At 59.7% G+C, this 24,703-nt stretch carries 16 protein-coding genes and 1 pseudogene; 8 read left to right on the top strand and 9 right to left on the bottom strand.

Annotated elements, in window-relative coordinates:
* Window positions 1-71: 71 nt before the first annotated feature.
* From P3T20_RS26620 to P3T20_RS26610, 3 genes and pseudogenes are all read left to right on the top strand, one after another.
* A complete protein-coding gene (locus P3T20_RS26620) occupies window positions 72-1,064 on the top strand; it encodes a transposase (protein WP_143787486.1) in 993 nt (330 codons plus the stop codon).
* Between the two features lie 175 nt (window positions 1,065-1,239).
* A pseudogene (locus P3T20_RS26615) lies at window positions 1,240-2,145 on the top strand (LysR family transcriptional regulator); the annotation flags it as partial.
* Window positions 2,146-2,636: 491 nt separating this feature from the next.
* The gene (locus P3T20_RS26610; protein ID WP_074264097.1) at window positions 2,637-3,782 is read left to right on the top strand and encodes a porin; all 1,146 of its coding nucleotides are present in this window, start codon (window positions 2,637-2,639) and stop codon (window positions 3,780-3,782) included.
* Between the two features lie 95 nt (window positions 3,783-3,877).
* On the opposite strand, the gene P3T20_RS26605 is transcribed toward P3T20_RS26610, so the two are convergent.
* Entirely contained in the window at window positions 3,878-4,519 is a 642-nt protein-coding gene (locus P3T20_RS26605) for a hypothetical protein (RefSeq protein ID WP_074264096.1), read from the bottom strand.
* A 353-nt stretch (window positions 4,520-4,872) separates the two neighbouring features.
* On the opposite strand from P3T20_RS26605, the gene P3T20_RS26600 reads away from it, so the two are divergent.
* The gene (locus P3T20_RS26600) at window positions 4,873-5,667 is read left to right on the top strand and encodes an aldolase (RefSeq protein WP_074264095.1); all 795 of its coding nucleotides are present in this window, start codon (window positions 4,873-4,875) and stop codon (window positions 5,665-5,667) included.
* Window positions 5,668-5,710: 43 nt separating this feature from the next.
* On the opposite strand, the gene P3T20_RS26595 is transcribed toward P3T20_RS26600, so the two are convergent.
* From P3T20_RS26595 to P3T20_RS26580, 4 genes are read right to left on the bottom strand one after another with little or no spacing between them, the layout of a single operon-like run.
* Window positions 5,711-6,253, bottom strand: a complete 543-nt coding sequence (locus P3T20_RS26595) for an SMI1/KNR4 family protein (RefSeq protein WP_074264094.1) — start codon at window positions 6,251-6,253, stop codon at window positions 5,711-5,713.
* Complete coding sequence (locus P3T20_RS26590; protein ID WP_254368802.1) at window positions 6,247-10,572, bottom strand: RHS repeat-associated core domain-containing protein; 4,326 nt, start codon at window positions 10,570-10,572, stop codon at window positions 6,247-6,249. Before P3T20_RS26590 ends, P3T20_RS26595 begins: the two co-directional genes overlap by 7 nt.
* Window positions 10,569-11,030, bottom strand: a complete 462-nt coding sequence (locus P3T20_RS26585) for a DcrB-related protein (protein WP_074264093.1) — start codon at window positions 11,028-11,030, stop codon at window positions 10,569-10,571. The genes P3T20_RS26590 and P3T20_RS26585 overlap by 4 nt, the downstream gene beginning before the upstream one ends.
* Window positions 11,031-11,051: 21 nt before the next feature.
* Entirely contained in the window at window positions 11,052-13,196 is a 2,145-nt protein-coding gene (locus P3T20_RS26580; protein WP_074264092.1) for a type VI secretion system Vgr family protein, read from the bottom strand.
* 425 nt (window positions 13,197-13,621) lie between these two features.
* Between P3T20_RS26580 and P3T20_RS26575 the strand changes: the two genes are divergently transcribed.
* The gene (locus P3T20_RS26575; RefSeq protein WP_429288296.1) at window positions 13,622-14,887 is read left to right on the top strand and encodes a lactonase family protein; all 1,266 of its coding nucleotides are present in this window, start codon (window positions 13,622-13,624) and stop codon (window positions 14,885-14,887) included.
* An 86-nt stretch (window positions 14,888-14,973) separates the two neighbouring features.
* Here the strand turns inward: P3T20_RS26575 and P3T20_RS26570 are convergent, their stop codons facing one another.
* Together P3T20_RS26570 and P3T20_RS26565 are read right to left on the bottom strand one after the other, a co-directional pair.
* Complete coding sequence (locus P3T20_RS26570; protein ID WP_429288295.1) at window positions 14,974-15,819, bottom strand: protein-L-isoaspartate O-methyltransferase family protein; 846 nt, start codon at window positions 15,817-15,819, stop codon at window positions 14,974-14,976.
* 138 nt (window positions 15,820-15,957) lie between these two features.
* The gene (locus P3T20_RS26565; protein ID WP_429288294.1) at window positions 15,958-17,202 is read right to left on the bottom strand and encodes a DUF1479 domain-containing protein; all 1,245 of its coding nucleotides are present in this window, start codon (window positions 17,200-17,202) and stop codon (window positions 15,958-15,960) included.
* Window positions 17,203-17,296: 94 nt separating this feature from the next.
* On the opposite strand from P3T20_RS26565, the gene P3T20_RS26560 reads away from it, so the two are divergent.
* Complete coding sequence (locus P3T20_RS26560) at window positions 17,297-18,268, top strand: helix-turn-helix domain-containing protein (RefSeq protein ID WP_429288293.1); 972 nt, start codon at window positions 17,297-17,299, stop codon at window positions 18,266-18,268.
* A gap of 75 nt (window positions 18,269-18,343) precedes the next feature.
* Here the strand turns inward: P3T20_RS26560 and P3T20_RS26555 are convergent, their stop codons facing one another.
* A complete protein-coding gene (locus P3T20_RS26555) occupies window positions 18,344-18,820 on the bottom strand; it encodes a DUF2501 domain-containing protein (RefSeq protein WP_074264088.1) in 477 nt (158 codons plus the stop codon).
* Window positions 18,821-19,275: 455 nt separating this feature from the next.
* Here P3T20_RS26555 and P3T20_RS26550 point away from each other — a divergent pair, with 455 nt between their 5' ends.
* Together P3T20_RS26550 and P3T20_RS26545 are read left to right on the top strand one after the other, a co-directional pair.
* The gene (locus tag P3T20_RS26550) at window positions 19,276-20,019 is read left to right on the top strand and encodes an SDR family oxidoreductase (RefSeq protein ID WP_429288292.1); all 744 of its coding nucleotides are present in this window, start codon (window positions 19,276-19,278) and stop codon (window positions 20,017-20,019) included.
* A gap of 786 nt (window positions 20,020-20,805) precedes the next feature.
* Window positions 20,806-23,508: a TonB-dependent receptor gene (locus P3T20_RS26545; protein WP_429288291.1), complete on the top strand. Its 2,703-nt coding sequence runs from the start codon at window positions 20,806-20,808 to the stop codon at window positions 23,506-23,508.
* Window positions 23,509-23,660: 152 nt separating this feature from the next.
* Here P3T20_RS26545 and P3T20_RS26540 read toward each other — a convergent pair whose 3' ends face one another.
* The gene (locus P3T20_RS26540) at window positions 23,661-24,269 is read right to left on the bottom strand and encodes a MarR family winged helix-turn-helix transcriptional regulator (RefSeq protein ID WP_429288290.1); all 609 of its coding nucleotides are present in this window, start codon (window positions 24,267-24,269) and stop codon (window positions 23,661-23,663) included.
* Between the last annotated feature and the right edge of the window lie 434 nt (window positions 24,270-24,703).

Below are 24,703 nucleotides of genomic sequence, written 5' to 3'. Positions count from 1 at the left end.
ATGCCGGGAAATTCTTCGTATTGCCCGACTTGGACCAAAAAGGTCTGGCGCTTACGATCAGTGTGCAACCCTTGGACCCAGCACGAATCGTCGATCACGCATTCGTGACGCTCCAGCTGCAAAGCAGCTATGGCGACGTGGAGAAGCACATGTATTTCGATGAGCTAAGCAATGACGAGTGGGCACTCCTGCAGCCCATGATTTCCGACCAGAGTGCCGAGCACCCGCCCCGTCGCGGACGGCCTCGTGCAAAACTGCGCGTCGTGGTCAATGCTGTTCTGTGGGTAATGACTACCGGTGAGTCGTGGTCGCGCCTTCCCTGCGGTTATCCGTCCGGCCCGACATGCCGGTGCCGGTTCGAAGAGTGGCGTTTGAACGGCACGCTCCTCGCGATGGTAACTTTGCTGTCGAAACATGGGCGAACGTTCACCTATGTCCCCACGCCGTCGTCCAATGAGATTGTGCGCGCGTTACCGCACCCGCCGCGCTTTCTTCGCGAGGACGGCGGACCCCAGGTGCTATGGAAAAGCGCGGATGCCTGGCAAACTTCGTCTGGCGTCGTGGACAGGGCATGCGCGGCGACCCCGTTCTCCGAGATCACACGTCAGCTATCAGGACGCCAAAATGTTCCGGCGAACGAATCCAGCGTGGCTGCGCAACCGGCGCGCCAGAAGCCGCGACTGCCACGCACGGAATACTCGCAATGGATGGGCCTGCATTCACACGGCGCACAGGTCAGCGACCCACGAGGTTACGTCATCTATGCCGCTGTCGACCGGCTTGAGGAAGCCTCGTTTCGCGGCTGGGCGGAAATCGTGAAGAACGGGCGGCGCGTCGCGCGCTCGGGTCTGGTCGGCCCGCGCCTGGCCAACGCCGAGGACGCGCAGCACTACGCGATCGATTGGGCGCGCAAATGGATCGATCGGCATTGCCCCACACCGGCCATCATCGAGGTTGCAAACCCCGTGCGAACGTTGAACACAACATCGCTTCCTCAACCGGTCGCGCGAGACGAGGCCGTATCCGAACAGGACGAGTACTACCACGAGAGCGTGCGATGGTGATATGAGCTCTCCCCGTTTGCAAAGCTGACGGCGCCGCCATGTCGATGTCAGAGTATCGTCATTGACGACCCCATACAATCTGCCAGTTTGAAGAATAGTTGATGCGAGCCATGCCGCGCCGCGACGGTGCGGCTCATTTCGTTCGCCGGGTTTCGCCAGCGGTAGGAGTTGTCCTGTGGATCATCTGGATTCGATGCGAATCTTCGTCAAGGTGGCAGATCTTGGCGGCTTCGCCCGCGCCGCCAGCGCGTTGAGGATCTCCAATGCAGTAGCGACACGCCACGTCGCCGATCTCGAAGACCGTCTGGGAACGCGATTGCTCAATCGCACCACCCGCAGCCTGTCTCCAACCGAGTCCGGTCACGCCTATCTCCTGCGTGTACGGCAGATTCTCGAGGAACTCGACGATATCGAGCAGATGGTCGCATCGCGCAACCTCGAACCTGCTGGGACCCTGCGTATCGTGGCGCCGATGGTATTCGGCCTGCACAAGCTTGCGCCTGTGCTACAAGGCTATACGGCACGCTACCCACGGGTCACGCCGGATATCACGCTGGTGGACCGCCCCGTCGATCTGGTTGAACGCGGTTTCGATGCAGGCATCGTGGTCGCGCGGCAGACGGGTAACGCTGGCGTCGTCGTGCGGCCGTTGACGACCGCTTTCATGACCGTCTGCGCGCCGCCCGAGTATCTTCAAAGGCACGGCACGCCGACGCATCCCGAGCATCTGCTCGAGTATCCGTGCCTCTCGCTCTCTACCGATTATTGGGGCGAAGAGTGGGCGTTTACAGGCAGGGCCGGCGAGGTGAGAGTGAGCCCCACTAACGCGATTGTCGCGAACAACACCGAGATGTTGCGGCAGTTCGCGCTGGTCGGGATGGGCATCGCGGTGCTGCCCAGCTATCTGATCGAGCAGGACATCATGCGTGGCAGGCTCGTACCGCTACTCACCGATTACCATCTGCCACAGATCGAGGTCAGCGTCGCCTACCCAAGCCGCCGTTATTTCTCGGCCAGGACGCGCACGTTCATTCATCATCTGATCGGGCATTTCAATCCGATGCTCCACAGCATGCTCGGCGGCCCAGAACTTCTCGCGGCGTCGGAGTTCGGTTCGTCCATCCCGCAGCCATCGCGGACGTAAAACACGCTACACCGCCTCCTGTTATGTGCAGCGCGCAGTCGAGGCGCACGCACACACGCGCCTTCAGACTCCCGTTGTTGTCGTTGTATTTGCGCATCATTTTTGCTCTCGCTGCGACCACATACAACGGTCGAGCCACTCATCCGCTCACCCTCCGCAGATTTTTTGCAAAATGCCGAATCCCTTTGCCATCACGGCTTAGCGGCGCGCGCAGCTCGTATCGTTGCCGGCCGTCAAAATCAGAATTGCGCAAATTCGCGGATTCGCTCAACAAGCCCCTCTCTACACTTCACATGCCCCCAAACGAGCGCGCGCGTTGCACGAGTTGCACGTCGGTGGACTTGCTTTGCCTGCGAGTGCGCGAAGCCGTTGCTGGAAAGCGGGCTCTATATATAAACAATTCAGTATTCTGTTCCCGGAGCTAAGAAATGAGAAAGGCCGTAATGTTAGCTGCCCTGACGGGCGCTTTTGCGACTGCTGCACATGCTCAGACCAGCGTTACGCTGTATGGCCTGATTGACGCGGGTATCACCTACACGAACAATCAGGGTGGCCACAGCAACGTGCAGGAAACCGACGGTGCCATCAATACGAGCCGTTGGGGTCTGCGTGGGTCGGAGGACCTGGGCGGCGGTCTGAAGGCTATCTTCACGTTGGAAAACGGTTTCAATGTCTCCACCGGCGCGCTTCGCCAGAACGGCCGTCTGTTTGGCCGTCAGGCGTTCGTCGGCCTGTCCGATAACCAGTATGGCTCGGTCACCCTCGGCCGCCAGTACGACAGCGTGGTCGATTACCTCGGCCCGTTGGCGTTGACCGGCACGCAATACGGCGGCACGTACTTCGCGCACCCGTTCGACAACGATAACCTCGACAACGATTTCCGTATCGACAACTCGATCAAGTATCAGAGCGCCAATTACAACGGCCTCAAGTTCGAAGGTTTGTACGGCTTCTCGAACGAAGCGGGTGAGTTTTCGAATAACCGCGCGTACAGCTTTGGTGCGTCGTATAACTATCTCGGCCTGACAGTCGCAGCCGGCTACCTGCAGATCAACAACGACGTTACCTCGGCTGTCATTACGAACACCAACGGCGTGCTCGATGGCGACAATACCTTCTTCGCAGGCCGCCAGCGCACCTGGGGTGCCGGCGTCAAATACGTCTTCGGCCCGGCTACGGCAGGCTTCGTATTTACGCAGACCATGCTTAACCAGGCATTCGGCATTTCCGCGAGTCAGTCTGGCGTAACCGGCGGGTTGGCGTTGAACGGCGGCAGCGCCCGCTTCAACAACTATGAAATCAACGGCGTGTACTACATCACGCCGGCTATCACCCTCGCCGGCAACTACACGTACACCGACGGCAGCCTGAACGGCGCGGATCCGAAGTGGAATCAGGTCGATATTCAGGCCGCGTATCTGCTGTCCAAGCGCACTGAGCTGTACGTGCAAGGCGAATATCAGCACGTGATCGAATCGGGCCTGAATATCGGCGCGATGATCAACGGTCTGTCCGAAGCCTCGGCCAATAACAACCAGGTCGCGGTGACCGCAGGTATCCGTCACACGTTCTAAGCGGTATCGGCACTGCTGCATTATCGAAGCAGCAGCAGGACACTAACGAAGCGATGTCGAGGAAATGCCGTCCGGCCACAAGCTGGACGGCTTTTTTAAGCACGGTTGGCTTCGCAGTCGGCCCATAGCCGCAGCGGATCACGGTGCAGTGGATACTTGCTGTCAAGCCATGCCGACAGTTTGGCCCAATCCGGATGATTGGTGCCGGTCTGCGCCGACCAGACCGACGAGCGCTCGAGGATCTGACCGTTCTCACGATCACGGACAAACAGACTGCCGAGGCCGCTCGAGCTATTCGTCTGCGACTCCACCAGATAGCGCGGTAAAATCCTCAGCTCGGCATCCTCGGCCCATCCATACACGGCTCGGACTACGCCGGCCGGATCGCGCAACTCGATCGGTCCGCTTGCGGGGCGCACGGCCGACCACCCTTCTGGAAAGTCGGTCACCACCTCGTTCCTGCCCTCCCTCACCCACTTCAGCCGCCATGCCCGCTCCATGGCGGTACGCACGGCGGACACGGACGCATAGCCTGCAGGCAACTCGATCGCCAGCGGCAACGTAACCAGATTGTCTTTCCACAGTTTGGCTTCTTCGTCGACGCGTTCGACCTCATCGAACGCGCCTTCTTCGAATGGATTGGTGGGCCGGCTCGCCGATCTGACGCTTGCCTGGGGCAGTCCTTCGAACAGGCGCTCGGCATCTTGCCGGGTGCGCTTAGGTTTTCCATTTTTCATTTGTATCTCCGCTGAAAGACGCTCTCGCGAACGTCTAACTACGTCATAGGTATTCAGGGTTAGCTCTTTCAGCGCGTGTGCAGCGCAAGACGAGGGGTGTTCAGGCGGGTAATGGGGGCAGCCGCAGGGAAACTTGCCCGACCATCTTACCCTGAAACATTACTACAACATTGCCATACGTCTGTATACCAAAGTCCGGAACCGCGCTCCGGACGCCCTGCCCGGCATCCCCGGGAAGGATTGAATGCCATGCTGTGAATTCATACGCCCGGAGAAAAAATGGCATCATTTGCCCACTGACGTCCCGCCCGCATTCGCGGAGCCTGCATTTATCACTTTGGAGGTAGAGAGCAATGGCACATGGCCTCACTTCAGTACCCGCCTCGGCGCGTGCAAAAATCGAACCCGACGAACTCGACACGGCGGCGATCCGCGAAGCGCGCATCGATCTCGCGGCGTGTTTCCGGATGGCGGCAAAACTCGGCATGCACGAAGGCGTGTGCAATCATCTGTCTGCCGTACTGCCGGGCCGCGACGACCTGTTCTTCGTCAATCCGTACGGTTACGCGTTCGACGAAATCACCGCGTCGAAACTGCTGGTCTGCGATATGCATGGCAATGTCGTGCAAGGCGACGGCGTACCCGAGATCACCGCTTTCTATATTCACGCGCGCGTGCATCTGCGGCAGCCACGCATCAAGGTCGCCTTTCATACGCATATGCCGAATGCGACCGCGCTGGCAATGCTCGAAGGACCGCCGCTGCTGTGGGCAGGACAAACGGCGTTGAAGTTTTATGGCCGCACAGCTGTCGACGAAAACTTCAACGGGTTGGCGCTGAACAGTTCGGAAGGCGATCGTATCGCCGATGCAATCGGCGACGCAGACATCGCATTCCTGAAGAACCACGGCGTGATGGTGGTGGGCGCAACGATCGCCGAAGCGTGGGACGACCTCTACTATCTCGAACGCGCATGCGAAGTGCAACGGCTCGCACTCTCGACGGGCAGGCCGCTGAAAATCGTCGATCCCGGCATCGCAGCAAAAACCTACCGGCAGATGCGGGGCGGCGAGCAGGATAGCGCGCGCCAGCACCTCGCGAGCGTTCGCCGATTACTCGATCGGGATGCGCCCGACTACGCGCTTTGATCGTGATGCAACTCGGACGCGCCAGCGATGAGAAGTCTCGCCACTAAAACCGCAAGTCTACTTTGACGTCGTTTGGTACGTTCGTTGAGGGCCTTTCTGGCGTAAGCCGATCAACAAAATCCTGGAGGGAGACTGCGATCGACGTTAAGCCGTCGCTTCCTGGAGATAGCCCTGGCGCCACCTCACTTTCATGGTCCCAGAAACTCACGCGCGCGCTTGCTTGGTCCCGGATGTACAAACATATCTGATTCCCTCCAGGTGCCGCGCCGATCGGAATCCAGCCAGTCGGAATACGCGTGCTGTACCTGTTGTACATTTCCAGGACCGACAGGCCATATTTGCTTCCTAAGCCATACAGCATTTCCAGAGTGTCCCTTCCGTCGCCCGAAGTCCATGGAGACGGCACGTCCGGGCGGAACGCAACTATCGCGCTGAACTCGATGTCCCCACCAAAATGAAGCAATAGGTTTGCATAGTCTTCCGGGAGCACTCCGGTTACGGTTTCGAAGGATTTCAGCCGGGCGGCGGTGACCTCTGCCGAAACATTGGCGGGCGTAGCCCCAAGCCTCGAAAGTTTGTCTAGCATCGCGTCTTCCTCATATCGGCAGCCGACCCAGTGTGGGGAACATTCCCGTGTAGATCGGACGGAATTAGCTGTATCTGGGTCTGGCTCAAATGGTGCGGAGTTAGGCCATTCTCTCTCAAAAGCTTCTGCGCAGCGCTTGGACTTATATCCTTGGCACGCCCAATCTGTTCGTAGACCTTGGTGAAGTCTTGCCGGCTGCCATCGAGCGCACCTTCTGGGAAGGTCAACTCGCCCTTGGACCATGCCGAAAAATCGGGTCGTCCACCTTGGAATGGAACTGGATCACCACCGGTAACGGCATTTACACTTGGGTTGTCGGAGTACCAGTTGCTATTTCCTGGCTCGCCGTCCCAGTAGCCATTAGACCTTGGCAATCTATCGGCCGCCCAGCCCCAAGGATCGATCCAGACCAAGGGATTGGCCGCATACTGATACAAATTCACCCCACCCCGCAACCCGATCGGATCCTGGTTGATGAACCTCCCCACATCCGGATCATAAAACCGAAACGTGTTGTAGTGCAGCCCCGTCTCACGATCCAGATACTGTCCCTGGAACCGTAAATTCTGCGGTCTCGGAACATGTCCTGGCGCAGCCGCAGCCGCCTGAACCTCATCCCACACCACCACTGCCCGCGCCGGAGCACGCTGGATCCACTCCTCCTGTACCGCATTACCCCAGACCTTATAGCGCGCCTGCCAAATCAAATCACCGCCCGAGTCAGTCAACTCCTCCGGCATTCCAGAAACATCGTTATGAAAATAGTAAACCGCATCCGTCGTGCCGCTATCATTCGCAGCCGGCGCATGATGATCGATCCGAGCAAGCGGCACATAGCTGCCATCTTCATACAGATACGTCAGCGCCTCTTCACCCTGCCGGTCGTGATATGTCTCCTGAATGAGCCGCATCCCGTCCCACAGAAAATCCGTGCTCGCGTACCCGCCGTTCAGCTTTCGAACACGCCGCCCAAGTGCATCGTATTCGAAGTGCGTCGTCGCGATACCGATCCGGTCCTTCGTCACCACCGTCTTCAACTGATGCCAGTCGTCGTACTCGAATGTCTGGTCCTTCGTCGGACCACGCCCACTCAGCTTGCGCGACAGACGCCCGAAGCGATCGTATTCGAAGCGCTTGTCCTCGAACATCCGCAGCCGGTTGTGCTCGACGTAGCCGCCGGGGTGATCCCCCGACACAAGGTTCGCCGCCGCATCCCAACGGAACACTTCCGACGGCAGCCCCGGCCCGACCGCCTGCTCGATACGCCCGGTTGGATCGTAGCGATAGCTTGTGACGCCGTGCCGCATATCCCGCTTCTGCATCACGTCGCCCACTGCATCGTATTGCCACTGCTTGCCGAGTAACGCTTCGGTCGACGCGCCACGCAGCGCCGCGTGCTGGGCACGGCGCCCAACACTGTCATAGCCGAATTCGCTGGTCAGTCTGCCCTGGGTGCGCAGCACCTCGCGATGCAGATCGTCGCGTTCGATATCGGTGATCGTCGTGTCATCGACGCGCACCTGGTGGACATGTCCCGAGCCGTAGTGCAGCCAGTCAATCGTACGTTCGCCCGATATCGTCGTGTTGACCCGGTTGCCCAACTCGTCATAGCTATGTACGAGCCATCCGGTCGGCGTGTACTCCTCGAGCAACTCGCCGCGCGGTCCGTATTTCAGGTTCACCCGATTCTTCAGCGACAACCCCCTTGCCGTGACACTGTAGAGCTCCGCCGACGCAATCCGGCCCGCCTTGTCGTACAAGTAAGCGCAGGCCTCGCGCAGGGCCACCTTGCGCACGAGCCGCCCAAGCGCGTCGCGCTCGTACGTCGTCTCGAGGACGTCCTCCCGCGCAGCGACACCGAATCCGCATACATCGTAAGCGTACGAGCGTCTGGTGCCGTCCAACCCCACCTCCTCGACGAGCTGGTCGCGGCGGTCATAACGGAACCGGTAGCTTTCGCGGTTCTCGTTGGTCAGCGACGCTAGCCGGAACGCTTCGTCGTAGCCAAACCCCACCACCCGTCCCGCCGCATCCGTGCGCGACAACAGCAGACCGCGTGCGTTGATGTCGTAGCGGGTGCTGCGCTGGTTCGGATCGGTGACTTCAATCAACCGTCCACCCGAGTCGTACCGGAACGTTTGACGGGCACCATCGGCCGTCACGATCGACGTGACGCGCCCCATCGGGTCGGCCTCGTAGACCGTTTCGTGGCCGGCGGCATCGATCACACGCGCAAGCATCCCCCGCGCGTCGTACACGAAGCGCGTCGTCTTGCCGGAGCAGTCTGTATAAGCGGTCAGCTGTGCACGAGCGCTCCACTCGAGATGCTTGTAGCCGCCACGTGCATCACGGATCGTGTGCACGAGTCCCCTCTCGTCGCGGTGATATTCCGTCGCGAACCCGGCCGGGTCGCGCGTCATCGTCAGGTTGCCGCGCTCGTCGTAGCGGTAGATCCATCGCGCGTTCGCCGGATCGATCTCCGAGACTGGCAGATCGTAAAAGCCATTCCATTCGGTTCGCTCGACGCGTCCAAGCGCATCGACTCGGGCCGTCTGGCGCCCGCGCTCATCGTATTCGAAGCGCGTCGTGTGACCGGCAGGGTCAGTCGTGCTGACCAGTTGCCGCTGAGCATTCCATTCGAACTGCCATTTGTGGCCTTCCGCGTCCTTATAATGGGTCGGCTGCCGGTCCGCGTTCCAGGTCCAGCGAGTCACGCGTCCGAGCTGATCGGTGATCGTGACTTCACGGTGTTCGGGCTCCGCATCAAATACGTATTCCTCACCATCATCGGTCCAGTGGCGCACGACCCTGGCGTCTCGTCCCGTCCCTTGCCATGCATAGAAGGATTGCAGTCCGCCCGGCAGGGTCTGCCGGACCATCAGACCATTGTCGTAAGCGAAGCGGCGCACGATCTGTCCACTGCGATCCGTCACCGTCTCCAGTTCGCCCGCGTCGGAATAGGTGTAACGCACCAACGTTTCGGGGGGCTCACCCTCGACACCGTGGCTTAGATCTATCGATGCGAGACGCTGAGGGTGCGCCTGCGCATACGTCAACCTCAGGGTTCGACCGGCACTGTCGAGTACGCGAGCCGGCCGGCTGACATGCTCCACCGCTTCCCGCTGAACCTCGATCCAGTTGCCATTGCGATCCTCGAGTCGCCAGAGCTTCAGCGAATCGCCGCTGGTGGTGTCAGCTCGTCCAAAATCGCGGTATAGCCCGTCCACCGTCTCGACGACGTAATGGCCGCCGGCCGTGCAGATCAGGTAGATGCCTTCTGGCACGCTGAAATGGCTCTCTCCGGGAGGCACCGCCGGAAATACCATGTCGCGCCCCTGTTCGTCCCAGTAGGTAATCGATTCGATGCGGCCCGTTTCGTCGCGGCCGAGCTTCAGTTCGACACTGACTGGCACGCTCCAACCCAGTCCGAACAGACCGTCGGCCCGGTCATCGTGGCTGCTGTAGAAACGACGCCAGACGATCGGTAGCGCCCCGGGCAAAACAAAATCCGTGTCGTGCGTGCCGTCCAGGATCTTGCCGCCGGTGATCACGTTGACAGGGTGACCAGCAGAGGTCCGCATCAAATGACCCAGCGCGGTGCCGACCAGCGCCGCGCCCATATTGAGTGCGAGACAAGGCAGCTTGCTCTTGAGGAAGTCGTCCCAATTCATCTTGCCGCGCCCGCACAGGGCAAGCGCGATCCCGATTGCCGCCCCCAGCCATGCCACCCATTTGCGCGCCGCGGTGATATCGCGCACCGTTTGCGTACCGCCGCCAATGAATACGTTGTCCGAACCTTCCGCAATGCTGGCGTCACACGTGGTTTTATCCCCCACGCGCGACGCGGGATGATCGTTGATATAGACGTTGCCCGAGCCCTGGGCAATCATCTGCGGCCCGGAGTGATTCTGGCATTCAATCGTGTCCATGTCGCCCGGCTTTGCCGCGCGGGCAGCCGGCAGATTATTGACGTAGACATTGAGCGAGCCGCTCGTGATCTTGCCTTTGATCTCCGGCGGAGCGATCGCGTTACCCAGCGCATGTGCCGCGTTGTCGATCTTCTCGTTCAGACCGCTTCCTTCCATGACGGCGGCCACGCCAATCCCGATCCCAATCACGAGCGGCGTTGCGAGGCCACCCGAGCCGATTTCCAGTGCGGCCAGTCCCGCCACCACGGCACCTTCCGCCAACGTCGAAAGCGCCCACCCGATGGCCGCACCGCCCAGCAGCGAGCCACCCATGCCAAGCAGATCGCCCAGCAGCGACGTATGCTGGATCGGATCGTGATAGCGCGCGGCGGCGTACTGTTCGTCACTCACTTCGCGTCCTCCGGCGGCTCGCCCAGCGTTGGCCGCGCCACGCGCGGCTCGAAACTGTCGAGCATCCGGTCGGCCGTCGCGCGCTGCTCTTCGCTCAACGGGGACGCGCAGGTGAGCGTCATCACCAGCACGCTGCCGTTGTCATCGGCCGGAAATACGCTCTGCAACTGATGCCTGAGCTTGCCGTCCTGCTCCTGGGTCGCCTCGATCTGGATACCAGGGCGGCCGCCCACGGTCACAGCTTCGCGCGAACGCTCGGTGAGCTTCGGTGCCTCGCGTGTCGCAAGCCCCCACTCCCGCGCGATGAACGCGTCGAGATCCTCGCCCTCGCGCAGGCGGCCGCGCGAGATCACGAGGTTGAAGCCGCCGGGCCCCTGGTTCAACATCAGCATATTGACCGTGCGGTCCAGCGCTGCATCGGGCAGTACGAACGTTCCTTCGTGGATCGCGTAGTACATGATGAGGAACCCTATCAATATTTATTTGTTGAGATCGATACGCTGACCGTTGACCGACACACCGGCATCACTAAGCATAATGGTGGAGCTGCCGTGCTTCAGGAGAATGCCGTCAGGCGTGAGAACGAGCGTGCTGTCGCCGACCGCAAGCGTAATGCTCTTGTCCGCGCCATATACCTGGGTTCCTCCGCCTGCGTCGCCTGCGGGTGTGAAGACCTGAACATCGGCCGCGGTCGTGCTGCGCTTTTGCGCGATCGTTTCGGTCAGATTGCCTTTACCGATCTGCTTCGTCTCGTCTCCCGCCGCAACGGTCACAGTGCGAGATCCAGCGACCACCTGGTGCGTCTCGCTGTCTTCGATGACGGTGTTCATGTCTTTCTGGGCGTGCATGTACAGCAGTTGCGAACCGTTCACGTCACTCATCGACAGTTCGTTCGAACCCGCGCCCTTGTGCGTCTGGCTTTTGATCCCCATCGTCTGGCCAGCGGCGCCGTGGTAGGGGTTGCCCTGATCGCCGTTGTATACCCGCCCCACGATCACGGGGTTATCCGCATCACCCTGATTGAAGGCAACGAGGACTTCCTGGCCGATCCGGGGAATCGCCGCCGCGCCCCAGCCATCGCCCGCCCACGGCTGCGAGATGCGGATCCACATCGAATCCGTACCATCGAGCTTGCCGCGCCGGTCCCACAGGAAGTGCAGTTTCACGCAACTGCCGTTGGTATAAATCTGCTCGCCCTTCGGGCCCACGACGATCGCCGACTGAGTGCCCTGAATCAGCGGCTTGGGCGTGATCCGTTGCGGGCGATAGGCTATCTTCTGCGGCAGCAGAGAGAAGCTGTTTCGGTACGGCGTTTTGGCAGCGTGTTGCGTGTAGTCGTTGACCGCCTGGTGACGCACACGAAGGATCACGTACTCCTGATTATTTGTCTGCACCGGGTGATTCGTCACCGTCACGTTGCCCGCGGCCGTCATACGCCATGCATAGCCACCGCCGGTATAGCGATAGGCGTTCGCCTCTTCCGCCTGCATGGCGTAGCGGGCATAGCGATTACCGTCGTCGCTATGGTCGTACAGCGACTGGTGTTCGAAGCGCTCGGTGGAATCGAGCCGTGCGTGTTTGAGCGTTTGCGGCTCGGCCTCAACCAGCATCAGCGGGGACGAGGGAGTCTGATGATTGAAATCGCGGAACGTCACCTTGCCCACTCCAAAGCGCCGCCCTTCGTGCAACTGGTCGATGCCGTTGAACTCGCTCGACGTGCTATCGGCGTACTGCACCGTCGTCAGTCCATCAATTGGCTGGAACACGAGATTCGTGTCGCCAATCGCAAGCAGATGCTTGTCCTTCTGATAACGATGAGTCCAGATCAGTCCTTCCTGCTCCATCAGCCGCGCGCAGAAATTGAAATACGACTCCTGGTACATCACCACGTACTCGAGCGGATTCTGGCTCGTCTGGATATCGAAAACGAAGTCGGAGAAACCATGTTCCTGGAAAATCCCGGAGAGGATCTCCTGCGCGGTCTCGTTCTGGAAGATGCGGCAGTCGGTCGAGCGCGTCAGAAACCAGAACCACGGCACCACCGTCATGTGGTACTGCGTGACCCGGCCCGGGTTGCCCGCTCGATCGAACGAGGCGACATAGCCGTCGAAGTAGCGGAACTCGTCTGCACTATCGGATGCGACGATCCGCTCAACGGTCGATTGCCGCGCCTGTTGATCGAACTTGAGATGCACCTGCTGGCCGATCAGGTCCTCGGGCTTCAGATCCTGAGTATGGGACAGCAGATCGAGGTGAATTTCCGGCAGCTGGTTCACGTGTTCGTCCACGATCGCCGCAGTCACCAGCAGAACATCGGTTCCGAGGGGTGTGTCGAGCGTGACGTATCGGTTCTGCTGGGTCAGCGGCGCGGCACCCGCGGTGCCGGTATTGTTGATCGTGTCAGCCACCGCCGAGGGCGGCTTGTTCATCAGCGAGAAACCCGTCTGCGCAAGCTGCGCCGCCCGCTGCACGGTGTCGACATGACCCGCGAGGCCAGCAAGCGGCCCTAGCTGATTGGCGACGCCGGAAGTCATTGATCCGGCAAGGCCTCCTAGCGCGCTCATCGAACCTGACGGACTGCCACCTGAACCGTTTGAAATAAGACTGTCTGGAGCGAAGCTCATATCCGTTCCTTTCTTGTTTTCTCAGGCTTTTCCCCCACCGCCGGTTGACCCGAGGCCCTGCTACCGCACGATAATTTCTCACACCCTGAAACGTTACAGACGAACATTTGCATTTCGTGACAACTGATCGTTTTTTCGTACTTCGCGCAAAGACCTCGTCATCCGGATCTATTCAAAATGCATATTGAAGATTTCGATGCGCAGCGATTCTGGGTACACGAGTTTCGTCATCCTAAAGGTTTCGGTTCACGCGCTCCAGCGGACGGCACTCGCCCCATTGCCACGATTTATTTTCCGTGAAACACTTCAACTCATCTGCCGAGTCGGACTCATGTCCGATATATCAGACAGCCGTGGGCAGACTACCAGTATCAAATACCGATGAAGCGTCGAGCGAATGTCGGTTATTACTTTGGAGACAAACAATGAGCAATGTCGGGAATCTCGAGGTACCTCGTTCGCAGGCGCGACGCGTTTGGCTCAGAAGCGTAAGTGCGCTGGCGGCCGCTTCCGCGATCGGCTCGATCGCGGCGACTCGTCCGGCACAGGCCGCGAGCAAAAGTGCCACAGCCACCGCCGATAGCGGCAAGCCGTTGTTTGCGTACGTCGGTACTTACACGCCCAATGGCCTCGGTATCCATCGCTTCCAGGTGGACCGGAGTAGCGGCAAGCTCGATGCACTCGAGCCCCTGCGTGGCGTCGAGAATCCAAGCAGTCTCCTCGTCGACCCGCAACAACGCTTCCTGTTCGCTGTTAGCGAGGTGAAGAACTTCAACGGCACGACCGACGGCTCGGTCAGCGCCTATGCGATCGAAAGCGGCACGGGCACGTTGAAACTGATCAACACGGTCGACTCGCACGGCGCCGGTCCGGTCTATCTGAGCTTGCATCCAGGCGGCCGCTTTTTGATGGTCGCGAACTACAACAGCGGCAGCGTCGCGGTCTTTCCGGTTTCGAACGACGGCACGCTGGGCGAGGCGTGCTCTGTTCAGCAGCCGAAGGCGCCAGCCGGTGCGCAGCACGCGGCGGAAGGTGTGCCTGGCAGCTTTGCCATCAGCGATCACGACGGACCGCACGCGCATACGATTGTGCCTTCGCCGGATGGTCGATTCGCGATCTCAACCGATCTTGGTGTCGATCGAACGTACATCTGGAAGTTCGACGAAACGACCGGCGCGCTGTCACCGAACGATCCGCCGTTCGTCGCCGCGTCGGCAGGCGCCGGACCACGGCACCTCGCGTTTCATCCCAATGGGCGCTATCTGTATGAGGTCACAGAGGAAGCGTCGACGCTGGTCTGCTATGCCTACGACAGTGCGCATGGAACGTTGACGCAGTTGCAGTCGGTCTCGACGCTGCCGGACGCGTATCAGGGCACGAGCTTCGCGTCGGAACTTGTGTTTTCACATGATGGCCGGTTCATCTATGTGGCGAACCGGCTGCACGACACGATCGTGCAGTTCAGCGTCGCCGGAAACGGACATCTGCAGCGCGTCGGGGAAGTGCCTACCGGTGGGGACTATCCGCGTGTGATCAAATTCGATCCGTCGGGGCGTTTCATGTATTCGCTGAATCAGCGCAGTGACCATATCGCGATCTTTTCGGTCGATAAGGCCAGTGGGAAGCCGCGGTTTACCGGGACGTATGTTGCGGTTGGGAGCCCGTCCGATATCGCCTTTGCAAGTGCATAGCGTTGCGGATTGGATCCCTGCTCGTTTAGCCCGCGACTTCGCCTTCCGGTCGTCGTCGCGTTATGAACCGGGTCCGATGTGGGATATCAAGCCGCGAAACCTTGCGGCTCTGACGTTGATAGCCACCAGTCGGTTCCCACAAACCACGCCGACGAATCAGCGGACGTCTTCAATCTTAGCGACCTGACTGCCGCCATATCACCCGATTCGAAGGCGGCAACCAGAGACTCTCCGGTCGCATCATCGCGCGCCCCAATACACTCGATGAACATCGCACCGCAGATGAACTTTGCCGCGTATGAGTTGGCGTCCACGCGCGTCACGAGCAGCATGCCGCCGAGACCGCGGTTAGGTGTCAATGGGAAGATGAGACGGCCACCCACGTTGAGCGATTCGAGCCAGCTGTTCAATGGATGCGTCGCGCCGGCGCTGACGTAAATCAGATCCGATAGCGGCAACACCGCTTGCGTTCCGCTTTCCTTGACGACCCGAACCTGCGTCAGGTGCGCGAGGTTCGAAGCTGCTTTCGCACTGAGTTCCGGGTCGATCTCATACGCGGCCACGCTCCCGGCGTGACCGGTGAGGTACGCGAGCAACGCTGTGTAGTAGCCAGTTCCCGAGCCGATATGGGTGATGGTCTCGCCCGGCGAGATGGCCGCTGCGTCCAGACAACGTGCGTGGAGACTCGGTTCCCCGTTGTTGAGGCCCCGCTCGGTCTTGAGCCCGATCACAATGTCCTGGTAGAGAACGGCCGGGTCCGACGTTTCGGTCGAGACGTAACCCGACAGCGTCAATACATTCCACGGTCCAGGGCCCAGATGCCTCTCTCTTTCAATCGCAGCAAATGCCTCGCAGATTCTTGCGTCTTTGCACCCAGCCTTGGCTGTTACGTATCGCGCATAGAAGTCGCGAAGCGCTGCGATGTTTGTCATTGGACGGCTCTCCAGGCAGGGACCGCCATATCGTATCGCGGTATGGTCTGGCGGTCACGAAACACTTGCCAGTCTCAACGCTGCAGTACCGGTAAGCTTGCGTGCCCGCTTCCGCGCGTATAAAACGCCTTTGCCCAACTACAGATCAAAGCCAAGTTGCGCCTTGCCTCGCGGCGTCAGGTCGTCAGCCGTGGCGCGTCCGGTGAAATCAACCTCGAAATGGTCAGCGGGGAAATCGGGTGGACTTTCTCCCTTCATGAAGCTCGGCAACTGGCGCTCAAGGTACGCATCGTTTTTGGCGCATGCGGGTGCCGAGGGAATGTACATTACATTGCTATAGCCCGCGCCTTTATGCTCGTCTTCGACCGCATGGATGACGTCGCTATGCCAGAACACGGTGTCGCCCGCTTCCATTTTAGGAATCGACGACAGCGCCTCGAACAATGGCGCGTGAAATTCCGGCTTGATCGACAGCGCCCTCCCGGGCATGGCACCGCACAGGTCGTCCTCCGCGATATCGTCCTGAAGCGCCCGCAACAGGATGTACGCCATTGCGTTGGCGATGGGTACGAGTTGCAAGGTGCCATCGCCCGGACCTTGCGGCGTCAACGCAGTCCAGCCCTGAAACGTGCGAAACATCGAACAAACGGCGGGCGAAGCGATCTCTTGCACATCGGGCCGGAACGCAGCGTCGAACGGATCGTAGTCGCGCCAGCTCCCGTCAAACACGTGGCGGTAGACCTTGCGAAAATTGCTTTCGATCCAACGTTCGACCGACCCGCCGTCGCAATGCGCCGACAAACCAAGCGACGCGGAGCCTGGTGGCCTGCGACGCAGACGGTCGGCGTAGACGGGCACGCGCTCCGGATCGAAGTGCACGCGGCCTTCGCTCTCGTTGCGCCACAGCCGGTTCAGGAACACGCGCGCCGCAGTCAACGAATCCGACTGCCGGGCGAGTACCTGCGGCTTCGACCAGTACACGCCATAGATCTGCGGCTTGCTGGAAGCGAGCTGTCCGAAGTATTTGTCCTCCGCGCGGTTTTCCAGGCGCTTGTCGAGATGATTTCGCTCGACATACTGGGCAATCTCCTGGTCCCAGCTTTGCACCAGCGCACGGGGGAACACGTTGCGAATCACGCACGCGCCGCGTGCCTTGACGATCGCGATCTGGTCGGCGGTGACGCGTTGTTCGGTAATGTCGGAAAACTGAATCTCGGGGATAACGTCCTCTCCCCGATCGCGCCGCCCTGCGATTCGTTTCGCCTCGGCGCCGATCGCTTCTTCGACCTCGGCGAACACCTCGCCATAGTTCGGCAACGCCGCGCGCAATTCTCTTTTCGCTTGTCGAATTGCACCTGGCAAATCTTCGATTTTCAACGCCATGACTGTCTCCATACGGACCTGGTATGTCGAGAGCATATGACGGGGATGCGCGCCATGGTGATACTATTCAGGCAATTCATTTGCGTTTTCGGCCATGAAGCCAGCCTATGAGCACGTCGAGTTCGGCGAGGACTGTTCACTGCGGGTTTACCATCGGCGTCTGCCGCGTATTCCATTCGAGTGGCATCATCATCCGGAGTACGAACTCACGCTGACGATGAACAGTCACGGCAAGCGCTACATCGGCGACTCCGTTAGCGATTATGAGGCTGAGGATCTCGTCCTCGTGCCGCCGGATCTTCCGCACACCTGGTCGTCGAACCGTTCGATCGACGCTTCTTCGCCCCAAGTCGCTATCGTCATCTGGTTCGACGGCGATTGGGCGCGGCGCATGGCCGATTGTTGCCGCGAATATGAACCGCTACGCAAGCTGTTGCGCAGAGCCGCGTGTGGGCTCGCCTTCGATCCACCTGCTGGAAAAGCGATGCGTGAGCGCCTCGCACAATTGCTGTCGAGCGAGGCGCGCGAGCGCCTTGGCGCCGCCCTCGATATCTTGTGCACGCTGGCCGACGCGCCCGGACAGCCGCTCGCCTCGCCGAGTGCTTTCAATCAGGCGAACGCCGGCCCGTCTGGCCACGAGCCCGAACGGATTAACCGGGTTCTTTCGGTAATCGACGCGCGGTTTGCCGAACCGCTGCGACTCTCGGAACTCTGTGAGGCCGCTAACCTGTCGGAACGCACGCTTACGCGTTACTTCGTTCAACATATCGGTGAGAGCGTCGGACGGTATATCGCCCGGGTTCGTATCGGGCACGCGTGCCGGATGCTGGTTGACACTTCCCTGCCCGTTGCTGTCATCGCCGCCCGTTCGGGCTTCGCGAACGTCGCCAATTTCAATCGGCAGTTCAGGGCTGCAAAACAAACGACGCCAGCCGAGTATCGACGGCGGTTCGCGGCCGCGGGCTCTGCGGATAAAGATGCGGGGGCCCGCTTGACCGAACGGTCTCCTTCGCTTCAAAGGAAGCGCAAATCAAACGCGGCGCGCAACGACAAAGAGACTGTTTAGCAGTACTTCACCTGGTGCCGGCGATCACTAGCGCGAGATTCTTTGATCAGGGCGAGCGAACCAAGCTCGCCATGCTTATAGCATCGATTTTCCCTGGTCGAGAATCTTGTCGCAGATCTGCTTGGTGAGTTGCTGCTTGACGCCGTCGCCACCCAGGCTCAGCTTCTGGCCGCTACCTGTATCCAGAATGCCGTTGGCGCCGTCGGTGTAGCCGCCGTTGGAACTCGACGCGCCGCCTGGCAGCTTGCTCATCAGCGAATCTTTTACCGACGACGCGCTGCTGCCGCCCAGATAGTTATTCTTGATGCAGAACTGCAGCACGCCTGCGACATTGCTGCTGTTGCCGGATGTCACCGAACCGCCCGACAGCGCGCTACCAAGATCGCCGAGGCCTCCAGACGACGAGCCGCCGGTCAAACCACCCAGACTCGGCGACGAACCGTTGTTCCCTTGATTTAGCAGGTTGCCGAGTTGGGCGTGAACTGTGGACATTGGGATCGTCACGCCGATGAGCGCTGCCGCAACTACAACGTGATGCGTGCGTACTTTCATGGTTCCTCCAGAAGGTTCTATTTCCCGGCGTCAGCATCGCCGATGCTCCTTTAAGAATGCTATGTCGGTTTGGAAATTTCGGGAAGTTTTTCAGGGCAGTTGTTGACGTGTGTGGACGCGCTCCACTCCCTCAACCAACCCTCCCGATCTCATCCAATTCACGTCCTTGTCATCCAGCACTGTTCGAATACCCCGACACCAATGAGGGGCGGCCACGATGGCACGCGCGTTGCCATGACCAATAAGGTCCAAACGCTCAATGCCGACGTGCTGGTGGGTTAGCCGTTCCCGTTCGCATCGTTAAAGATCGGGCAGTACACGACGTATGCCGGAGTGCAGCGTCTCCAACGAGATTTTCGCAAACCACGTACACTCTTTCGCGGCCGCGGTGGCGCATCGATCCAGCCTACTTTCGACGTCACCGTGCGGGATCTCCTTCTTACGAAACTTAAAGCATGGGAAACAATCAGCTTTCCAGCATCACTCTTCAAGGCAGCCGCATCGTCATAGCCGGCGGTACATCAGGAATTGGCTTTGCCGTGGCCGAAGCTGCGGCGAAGTCCGGAGCCGAGGTCATCATCGCATCGAGCAAGCCGGAACGCGTTGCGGCTGCACTGGAGCGACTACCTCAAGGCACACGTGGCGAGCCGCTCGACTTTTCCGATGAGGCTCAAGTAAGGGCGTTTTTTGCGCGCGTCGGCGCATTCGACCATCTCGTCTACACTGCCGGCGAGACACTGCTCCTGCAAAACCTTGCGGAGCTCAGCATTGAAGCCGCGCAGCGAGCTTTTGAAGTACGTTACTGGGGCGCACTCAAAGCGGTCAAGTATGGGGCTCCCCTCATTCGAGCGGGCGGCTCCATTACGTTGACAAGCGGAGTGGCGTCGTCGCGTCCGCTGCCTGCCTGGACCATCCCGTCGAGCATCCTGGGTGCGATCGAATCGCTGACCCGTACCCTGGCCGTCGAGCTTGCACCACTGCGTGTCAACGCCGTGGCGCCCGGCGTCTTGCGTACGGCGTTGTGGGACAACATGAGCGAAGCCGATCGCGAAGGTCTGTATGACTATATCGCCGAAAAGATGCCGGTACGAAGGGTTGGAGAAGCAAGCGACGTTGCCCAAACGTATCTTTATCTGATGCAACAGGGCTTTAGCACGGGACAGGTCATCGTTGTCGATGGTGGCCACGTGCTGGTTTAACGGTTGGGGCGAGCGCTTCGACGATCTCGGGCGGCGGACTCGTCCAGGCCGCCCGTTAAGGCATCTCCCGTAGCACGTCCGGTTGCTGCACATTCAAATCCCCCCGAACCCTATCTGGTTCCCCGCGACGTCGCCCTCGACGTCGCCGAAGATATGCCACGTCCGATCTAGAACGCACCTCCAGAAATTCATTTCCGAAAGAGTGGAATGCTCGAGAAATGTTGTTTAGCGACCCTTCATGTATTTCTTTTAAGCCATGGAATAATCTGGATCGAGTTTCGTTGCGGCCCTTCGTAACTTGCTCCCACTCCATAGGAACGGCCCAGCGAAGCTGGCTTGGCGCCGAAACCGTCGACTCCGCGATGCGCTCCCGGTCGAATCACATCAACCAACGCCCGTGCGAATTGCTTGTACGCGACAAACAAACGTCGACAAAAAATTATTGTGACTTGGTAAGGTCACGCAACTCATTTACGTGAAGCCCTCCAGCGAGACGCGACAGGTGTAAGGCCGCCGGCACGCGCCGTTGGATAGCCGTTGCGATGTCCTCGAAATCCGAGGCTAATCGTCGATACGACAATGACTACGATTAGTAGTCCGATTCAGATATGACTTTCAAATTCAAACTTATTGTGTCCGAAGCGCCGCATGTGTAGATGGCTCGTTGGCACACGCGCAGCGCAGGCAGGGATTCGGCGTATCCACGCCGTGGATCGCGAGGAGGAATCCATAAGACTTCTCCTCGCCAAACAATGTAGGCCATCACTGACAACTATGAGGGGTGAGATGAAACAACGGGCAATGGCGTTAGCCATTCGAAGAATCGTCTGGGCTGAGCTCGCACTGACGACCGCAATCGCCGCTCCAGCGTTTGCGCAAAGCCAGCCGGCAGCCACGGCAACGCCGGCCGCCACCGCGGCGGCTTCAGGCACGGCGGCGGCTGCCGCTCCCGCAGCGGCATCGGGCACGGCAGCAACGGCGACCAGCAAGAACGTCAAGCAATTACAGACGTTTCAGGTCACGGGCTCGCTGATCCGCCAGGCGGACAAAGTGGGCTTCCAGCAGGTTCAGGTGATCACCACGAAAGACATTCAGAACTCGGGGGAAAAGAGTGTCTCCGACTACGTACGCTCCATTTCCGCGAACTCGGCCAACAGTTGGGGAGAGTCCACGTCTGACAGCTTTGCTGCCGGCGGCGCCGGTATCGCACTGCGCGGCCTGAGCGAAAAATACACGCTGGTGCTCGTCGACGGTCAACGTGTTGCGCCGTTTGCATTCGCTGTCAACGGCACCGATCAGTTCTTCGACCTGAACACGCTTCCCATAGATGCAATCGACCGCATCGAAGTGGTGAAGACGGGCGCCGTGTCGCAGTACGGTTCCGACGCGATCGGCGGCGTGGTCAACATCATCACCAAACATGATTTCCAGGGCCTGCAGCTCGACGGAAGCTATGGTGGCGCGACACAAGGCGGCGGAGGCACGACCAAGTTCGGCATTCTTGGCGGCTTCGGCAATCTGACCTCCGACGGCTATAACATCACGGCGACCGCGAGCTACTACAAGTCGAACGGTTATACGCTGGCCGATCGCGACACGACAGAGAATCAGGACTTCAGCAACCAGATGTTTGGCGGCTCGGTCCAGCAACCGTCGTACTTCCTGAATCCCACTACCGGTGTTGCGACGCCGTTCGGCTGCGCTGGCGGCAAGATTGCGCCCGCTTCCTCCAGCATCATTGCGTCGCAAACCGGCGCGATCAATAGCGGCAATGTGTGCCTGAGGAATACGGCTGAAGACACGTCGATCGAGCCGATGACGGAGCGTTTCAGCGCCAAGGTTCACGGCGACTTCAAGATCAACGATACAACGACCGCGTACGCCGATCTGTGGGAAAGCAACAATACGACGACGACGAACGACGGCCCCGTTGTCCTTGGCAATAGCCTGCAGTTCAACCCGGTCACCAAGACCGTGACTCCGTTCACGGCAGTGGTACCGGCCAACAATCCGTTCAACACGACCGGCGTGGCTCAGGAACTGTTTGGCACCCTGCCGGGTACGTTCGGTTCGACCACGGATGCAAACTACTGGCGTGCGGCAACCGGCGTGAAAGGAAGCTTCACGACCGGCCAGGAAGACTGGGACTGGAATGCCGGGTACACGCATTCGATGAGCACGGTGAGCAACACGCTCGGAAACTATGTCAATCCGATCGCGTTGACCTCAGCGCTGAACAACGGCACGCTTAATTTCGTAAATCCGTCGGCTACGCCTGGCGCCGTGAACAGCATCCTGACGACGGCGAACAACCTGGGCATTTCCAAGCTCGACGCGCTCGACGCAACGCTCGCGACACCGAACCTGTTCCATCTGCCGACCGGTGACGTCGGCCTGGGTCTGGGTGCGCAGTTCCTGCACGAAAGCGAACTGATCGAGGAAGGCGCCAACTACCTGAACGGCACCACGCTGGGACCGAACCTCCAGACGGTGGACGGTGAGCGCAACGTGGCCGCGGTGTACTACCAGGTCGACGTTCCGCTGATCAACAAGATGCTGACGTTCAGCCAGTCGGGCCGCTATGACCACTACAGCGACTTCGGCGGTGCGTTCTCGCCGCGTTTCGCCCTGCGCTTCCAGCCGATCCAGCAGTTCACCACGTACGCTTCGTACAACCGCGGCTTCCGCGCACCGGAGTTCCTCGAAAACACGAATTCGTCGAACATCGGCATCCAGCCGATCGGGCCGAATGGGCAGGACGAAAACGTCATCACCAAGGGCAATCCGAACCTGCAGCCGGAACGTACGAAGAACTACAACATCGGCTTCGAACTCTCGCCCACACGCACGACCGACATCGGCTTCGACTGGTACAAGATTCACGTCGACAAGGCAATCGGCACGCAGCTCGATCCAAGCGGCACGGTCCTGAACGCGGACGGTTCGATTGCGTTCGAGACCAACGAATACGAGAACCTCGGTTCGTTCGATACGGACGGCTTTGAAATGACGTTCGCGCAATCGCTGCCCACCTCGATTGGTACGTTCAAGCTATCGGGCGATTGGGGTTATGTGTGGCACTTCAAGATGAGCGGCATCGGCGGCCTCGCTTCGACGGTCGACGGCGCGGGTAACGACCTGACGCTTGCGCAGCCGTTCGGCGGTTCGTTCCCGCGCTGGAAGGGCAACACGGATCTCTCGTGGAATTTCCACCAGTGGAATGCAGATCTCGCATGGCAGTACACCGGTCCGTACTCCAACGCGCTGGGTCTGAACTTCTCGACCGCGTCGTATAGCGTGTTCAACCTTAACGTGGCGTACACGGGCTTCAAGCACTGGACGGTCTACGGCGGCATGAACAACATCTTCAACCGTGCACCTCCGTTCGATCCGGAGTGGCTGAGCCAGATCGACCAGACCGGCTACGACCAGTCGCTCTATACGTATATGGGCCGTTTCCTGCAGATCGGCGCGACCTACAAGTTTTAACGCGCATCGAATGTTTGAGTAGCCTTTCAAGGCCGTTCCGGTTTTCGGATTCCCCTCCCTTGTCACCGGAGCGGCCTGTTTTTTTATTATTGATGACCGTCCAGGCAGGATCCACCGCAACTCTGCACGAAAGCCGCAGCTCGAAAGCGCAGCTACCGGCAATACTCTCGCGAGCATGGGAGCTCGACGAGGTCTAGCGAGTCCTTCCAGTATTCTTGCGGATTCATCCGGTCATTCTCGCTCGGCCGCCCCGCCGATTGATGCTCGATCATCTCGCAGTTCCCAATCAGATCGGAGAGCATATCCACCAGTAGCTCCCTGTTGGTCTCATCGAATGTCGATAACGCCAGGTCGGCGACATCGCGGAGGATCATGGGCAGTCGACTGGCCAGAGAAGACCCGGCATCCGTCAACTGCAACTCGGTAACCCGGCGATCCGAGCCGGAGCGAATGCGCACCACCAGGCCCCGCTCCTCCAGCAAGGTGAGAAGTCGTGATGTTCTCGCCATCTCGGTGCCGCTGCTCTGCGCAAGCGTTTTCAACGACGCCGATTCGCCCGTCGAAATGAGAAACAAAAGAGTCGCCTGAACATTCGTAATGCCCAATTGTTTAAGCAGCTGCTTGTCCATCAGATTCGCTAACCTGAGTCGCGCGAGTCGTAGCAGGTGGCCAATATTTCTGGTCATCATGGCGACGTTAGGCTTCGCTGTGTCCTCCTGAGCGGATACCGCGCCAGACCCGCTTTCGTTTTCGACGTTCACTCACCCTCTCCTGCGCTCGACCACGGTAAATTCCCAACGGACACGCAAGTGCCGAACCGCCTCGCAATGATGAGGTGAGGTGTTAGCCTTCCTTGACCGGACGACCCAGCGTTGTCCACCTTGGCCCAGATTCCTTTCTGGGCCTTGTGGTAAACGGAGCGGCCACCGGCGCTATTCCCGCCATATTTCGCAGTACTGTATTGCTCGGATATCTTCGCTTCGCTGCCGCACGAGGTGAGGTGGGTAGAAGTAGCGCCAGACATTACGCAAGCCTTTCGCCATTGACGTCCTTGATCGGCCGTTTTCTTGTCCATGTAGCATGGCAGGCGAGCGGAGATGGCGGGAGGCGTAGCGCTGATCGGAACAGGTAGCGCGATACTTGCCGAGCACCCGCAGGTATTCGGCTAACCACGGTTAGCGGGCACAGAATGGAA

Source organism: Paraburkholderia sp. GAS206C (assembly GCF_050435645.1).
Lineage (GTDB): Bacteria > Pseudomonadota > Gammaproteobacteria > Burkholderiales > Burkholderiaceae > Paraburkholderia > Paraburkholderia phenazinium_B.
The sequence above is the reverse complement of the archived record's forward strand: the minus strand, read 5'-3'. Positions and strand labels throughout refer to the sequence as shown.

Excerpts from the sequence above, each read along its gene's own strand:
- P3T20_RS26560 (WP_429288293.1), top strand. The coding sequence starts at position 17,297 with ATGAAGCCAGCCTATGAGCACGTCGAGTTCGGCGAGGACTGTTCACTG.
- P3T20_RS26550 (WP_429288292.1), top strand. The coding sequence starts at position 19,276 with ATGGGAAACAATCAGCTTTCCAGCATCACTCTTCAAGGCAGCCGCATC.
- P3T20_RS26570 (WP_429288295.1), bottom strand. The coding sequence starts at position 15,819 with ATGACAAACATCGCAGCGCTTCGCGACTTCTATGCGCGATACGTAACA.
- P3T20_RS26545 (WP_429288291.1), top strand. The coding sequence starts at position 20,806 with ATGAAACAACGGGCAATGGCGTTAGCCATTCGAAGAATCGTCTGGGCT.
- P3T20_RS26605 (WP_074264096.1), bottom strand. The coding sequence starts at position 4,519 with ATGAAAAATGGAAAACCTAAGCGCACCCGGCAAGATGCCGAGCGCCTG.
- P3T20_RS26585 (WP_074264093.1), bottom strand. The coding sequence starts at position 11,030 with ATGTACTACGCGATCCACGAAGGAACGTTCGTACTGCCCGATGCAGCG.
- P3T20_RS26555 (WP_074264088.1), bottom strand. The coding sequence starts at position 18,820 with ATGAAAGTACGCACGCATCACGTTGTAGTTGCGGCAGCGCTCATCGGC.
- P3T20_RS26575 (WP_429288296.1), top strand. The coding sequence starts at position 13,622 with ATGAGCAATGTCGGGAATCTCGAGGTACCTCGTTCGCAGGCGCGACGC.
- P3T20_RS26565 (WP_429288294.1), bottom strand. The coding sequence starts at position 17,202 with ATGGCGTTGAAAATCGAAGATTTGCCAGGTGCAATTCGACAAGCGAAA.
- P3T20_RS26580 (WP_074264092.1), bottom strand. The coding sequence starts at position 13,196 with ATGAGCTTCGCTCCAGACAGTCTTATTTCAAACGGTTCAGGTGGCAGT.
- P3T20_RS26610 (WP_074264097.1), top strand. The coding sequence starts at position 2,637 with ATGAGAAAGGCCGTAATGTTAGCTGCCCTGACGGGCGCTTTTGCGACT.
- P3T20_RS26600 (WP_074264095.1), top strand. The coding sequence starts at position 4,873 with ATGGCACATGGCCTCACTTCAGTACCCGCCTCGGCGCGTGCAAAAATC.
- P3T20_RS26595 (WP_074264094.1), bottom strand. The coding sequence starts at position 6,253 with ATGCTAGACAAACTTTCGAGGCTTGGGGCTACGCCCGCCAATGTTTCG.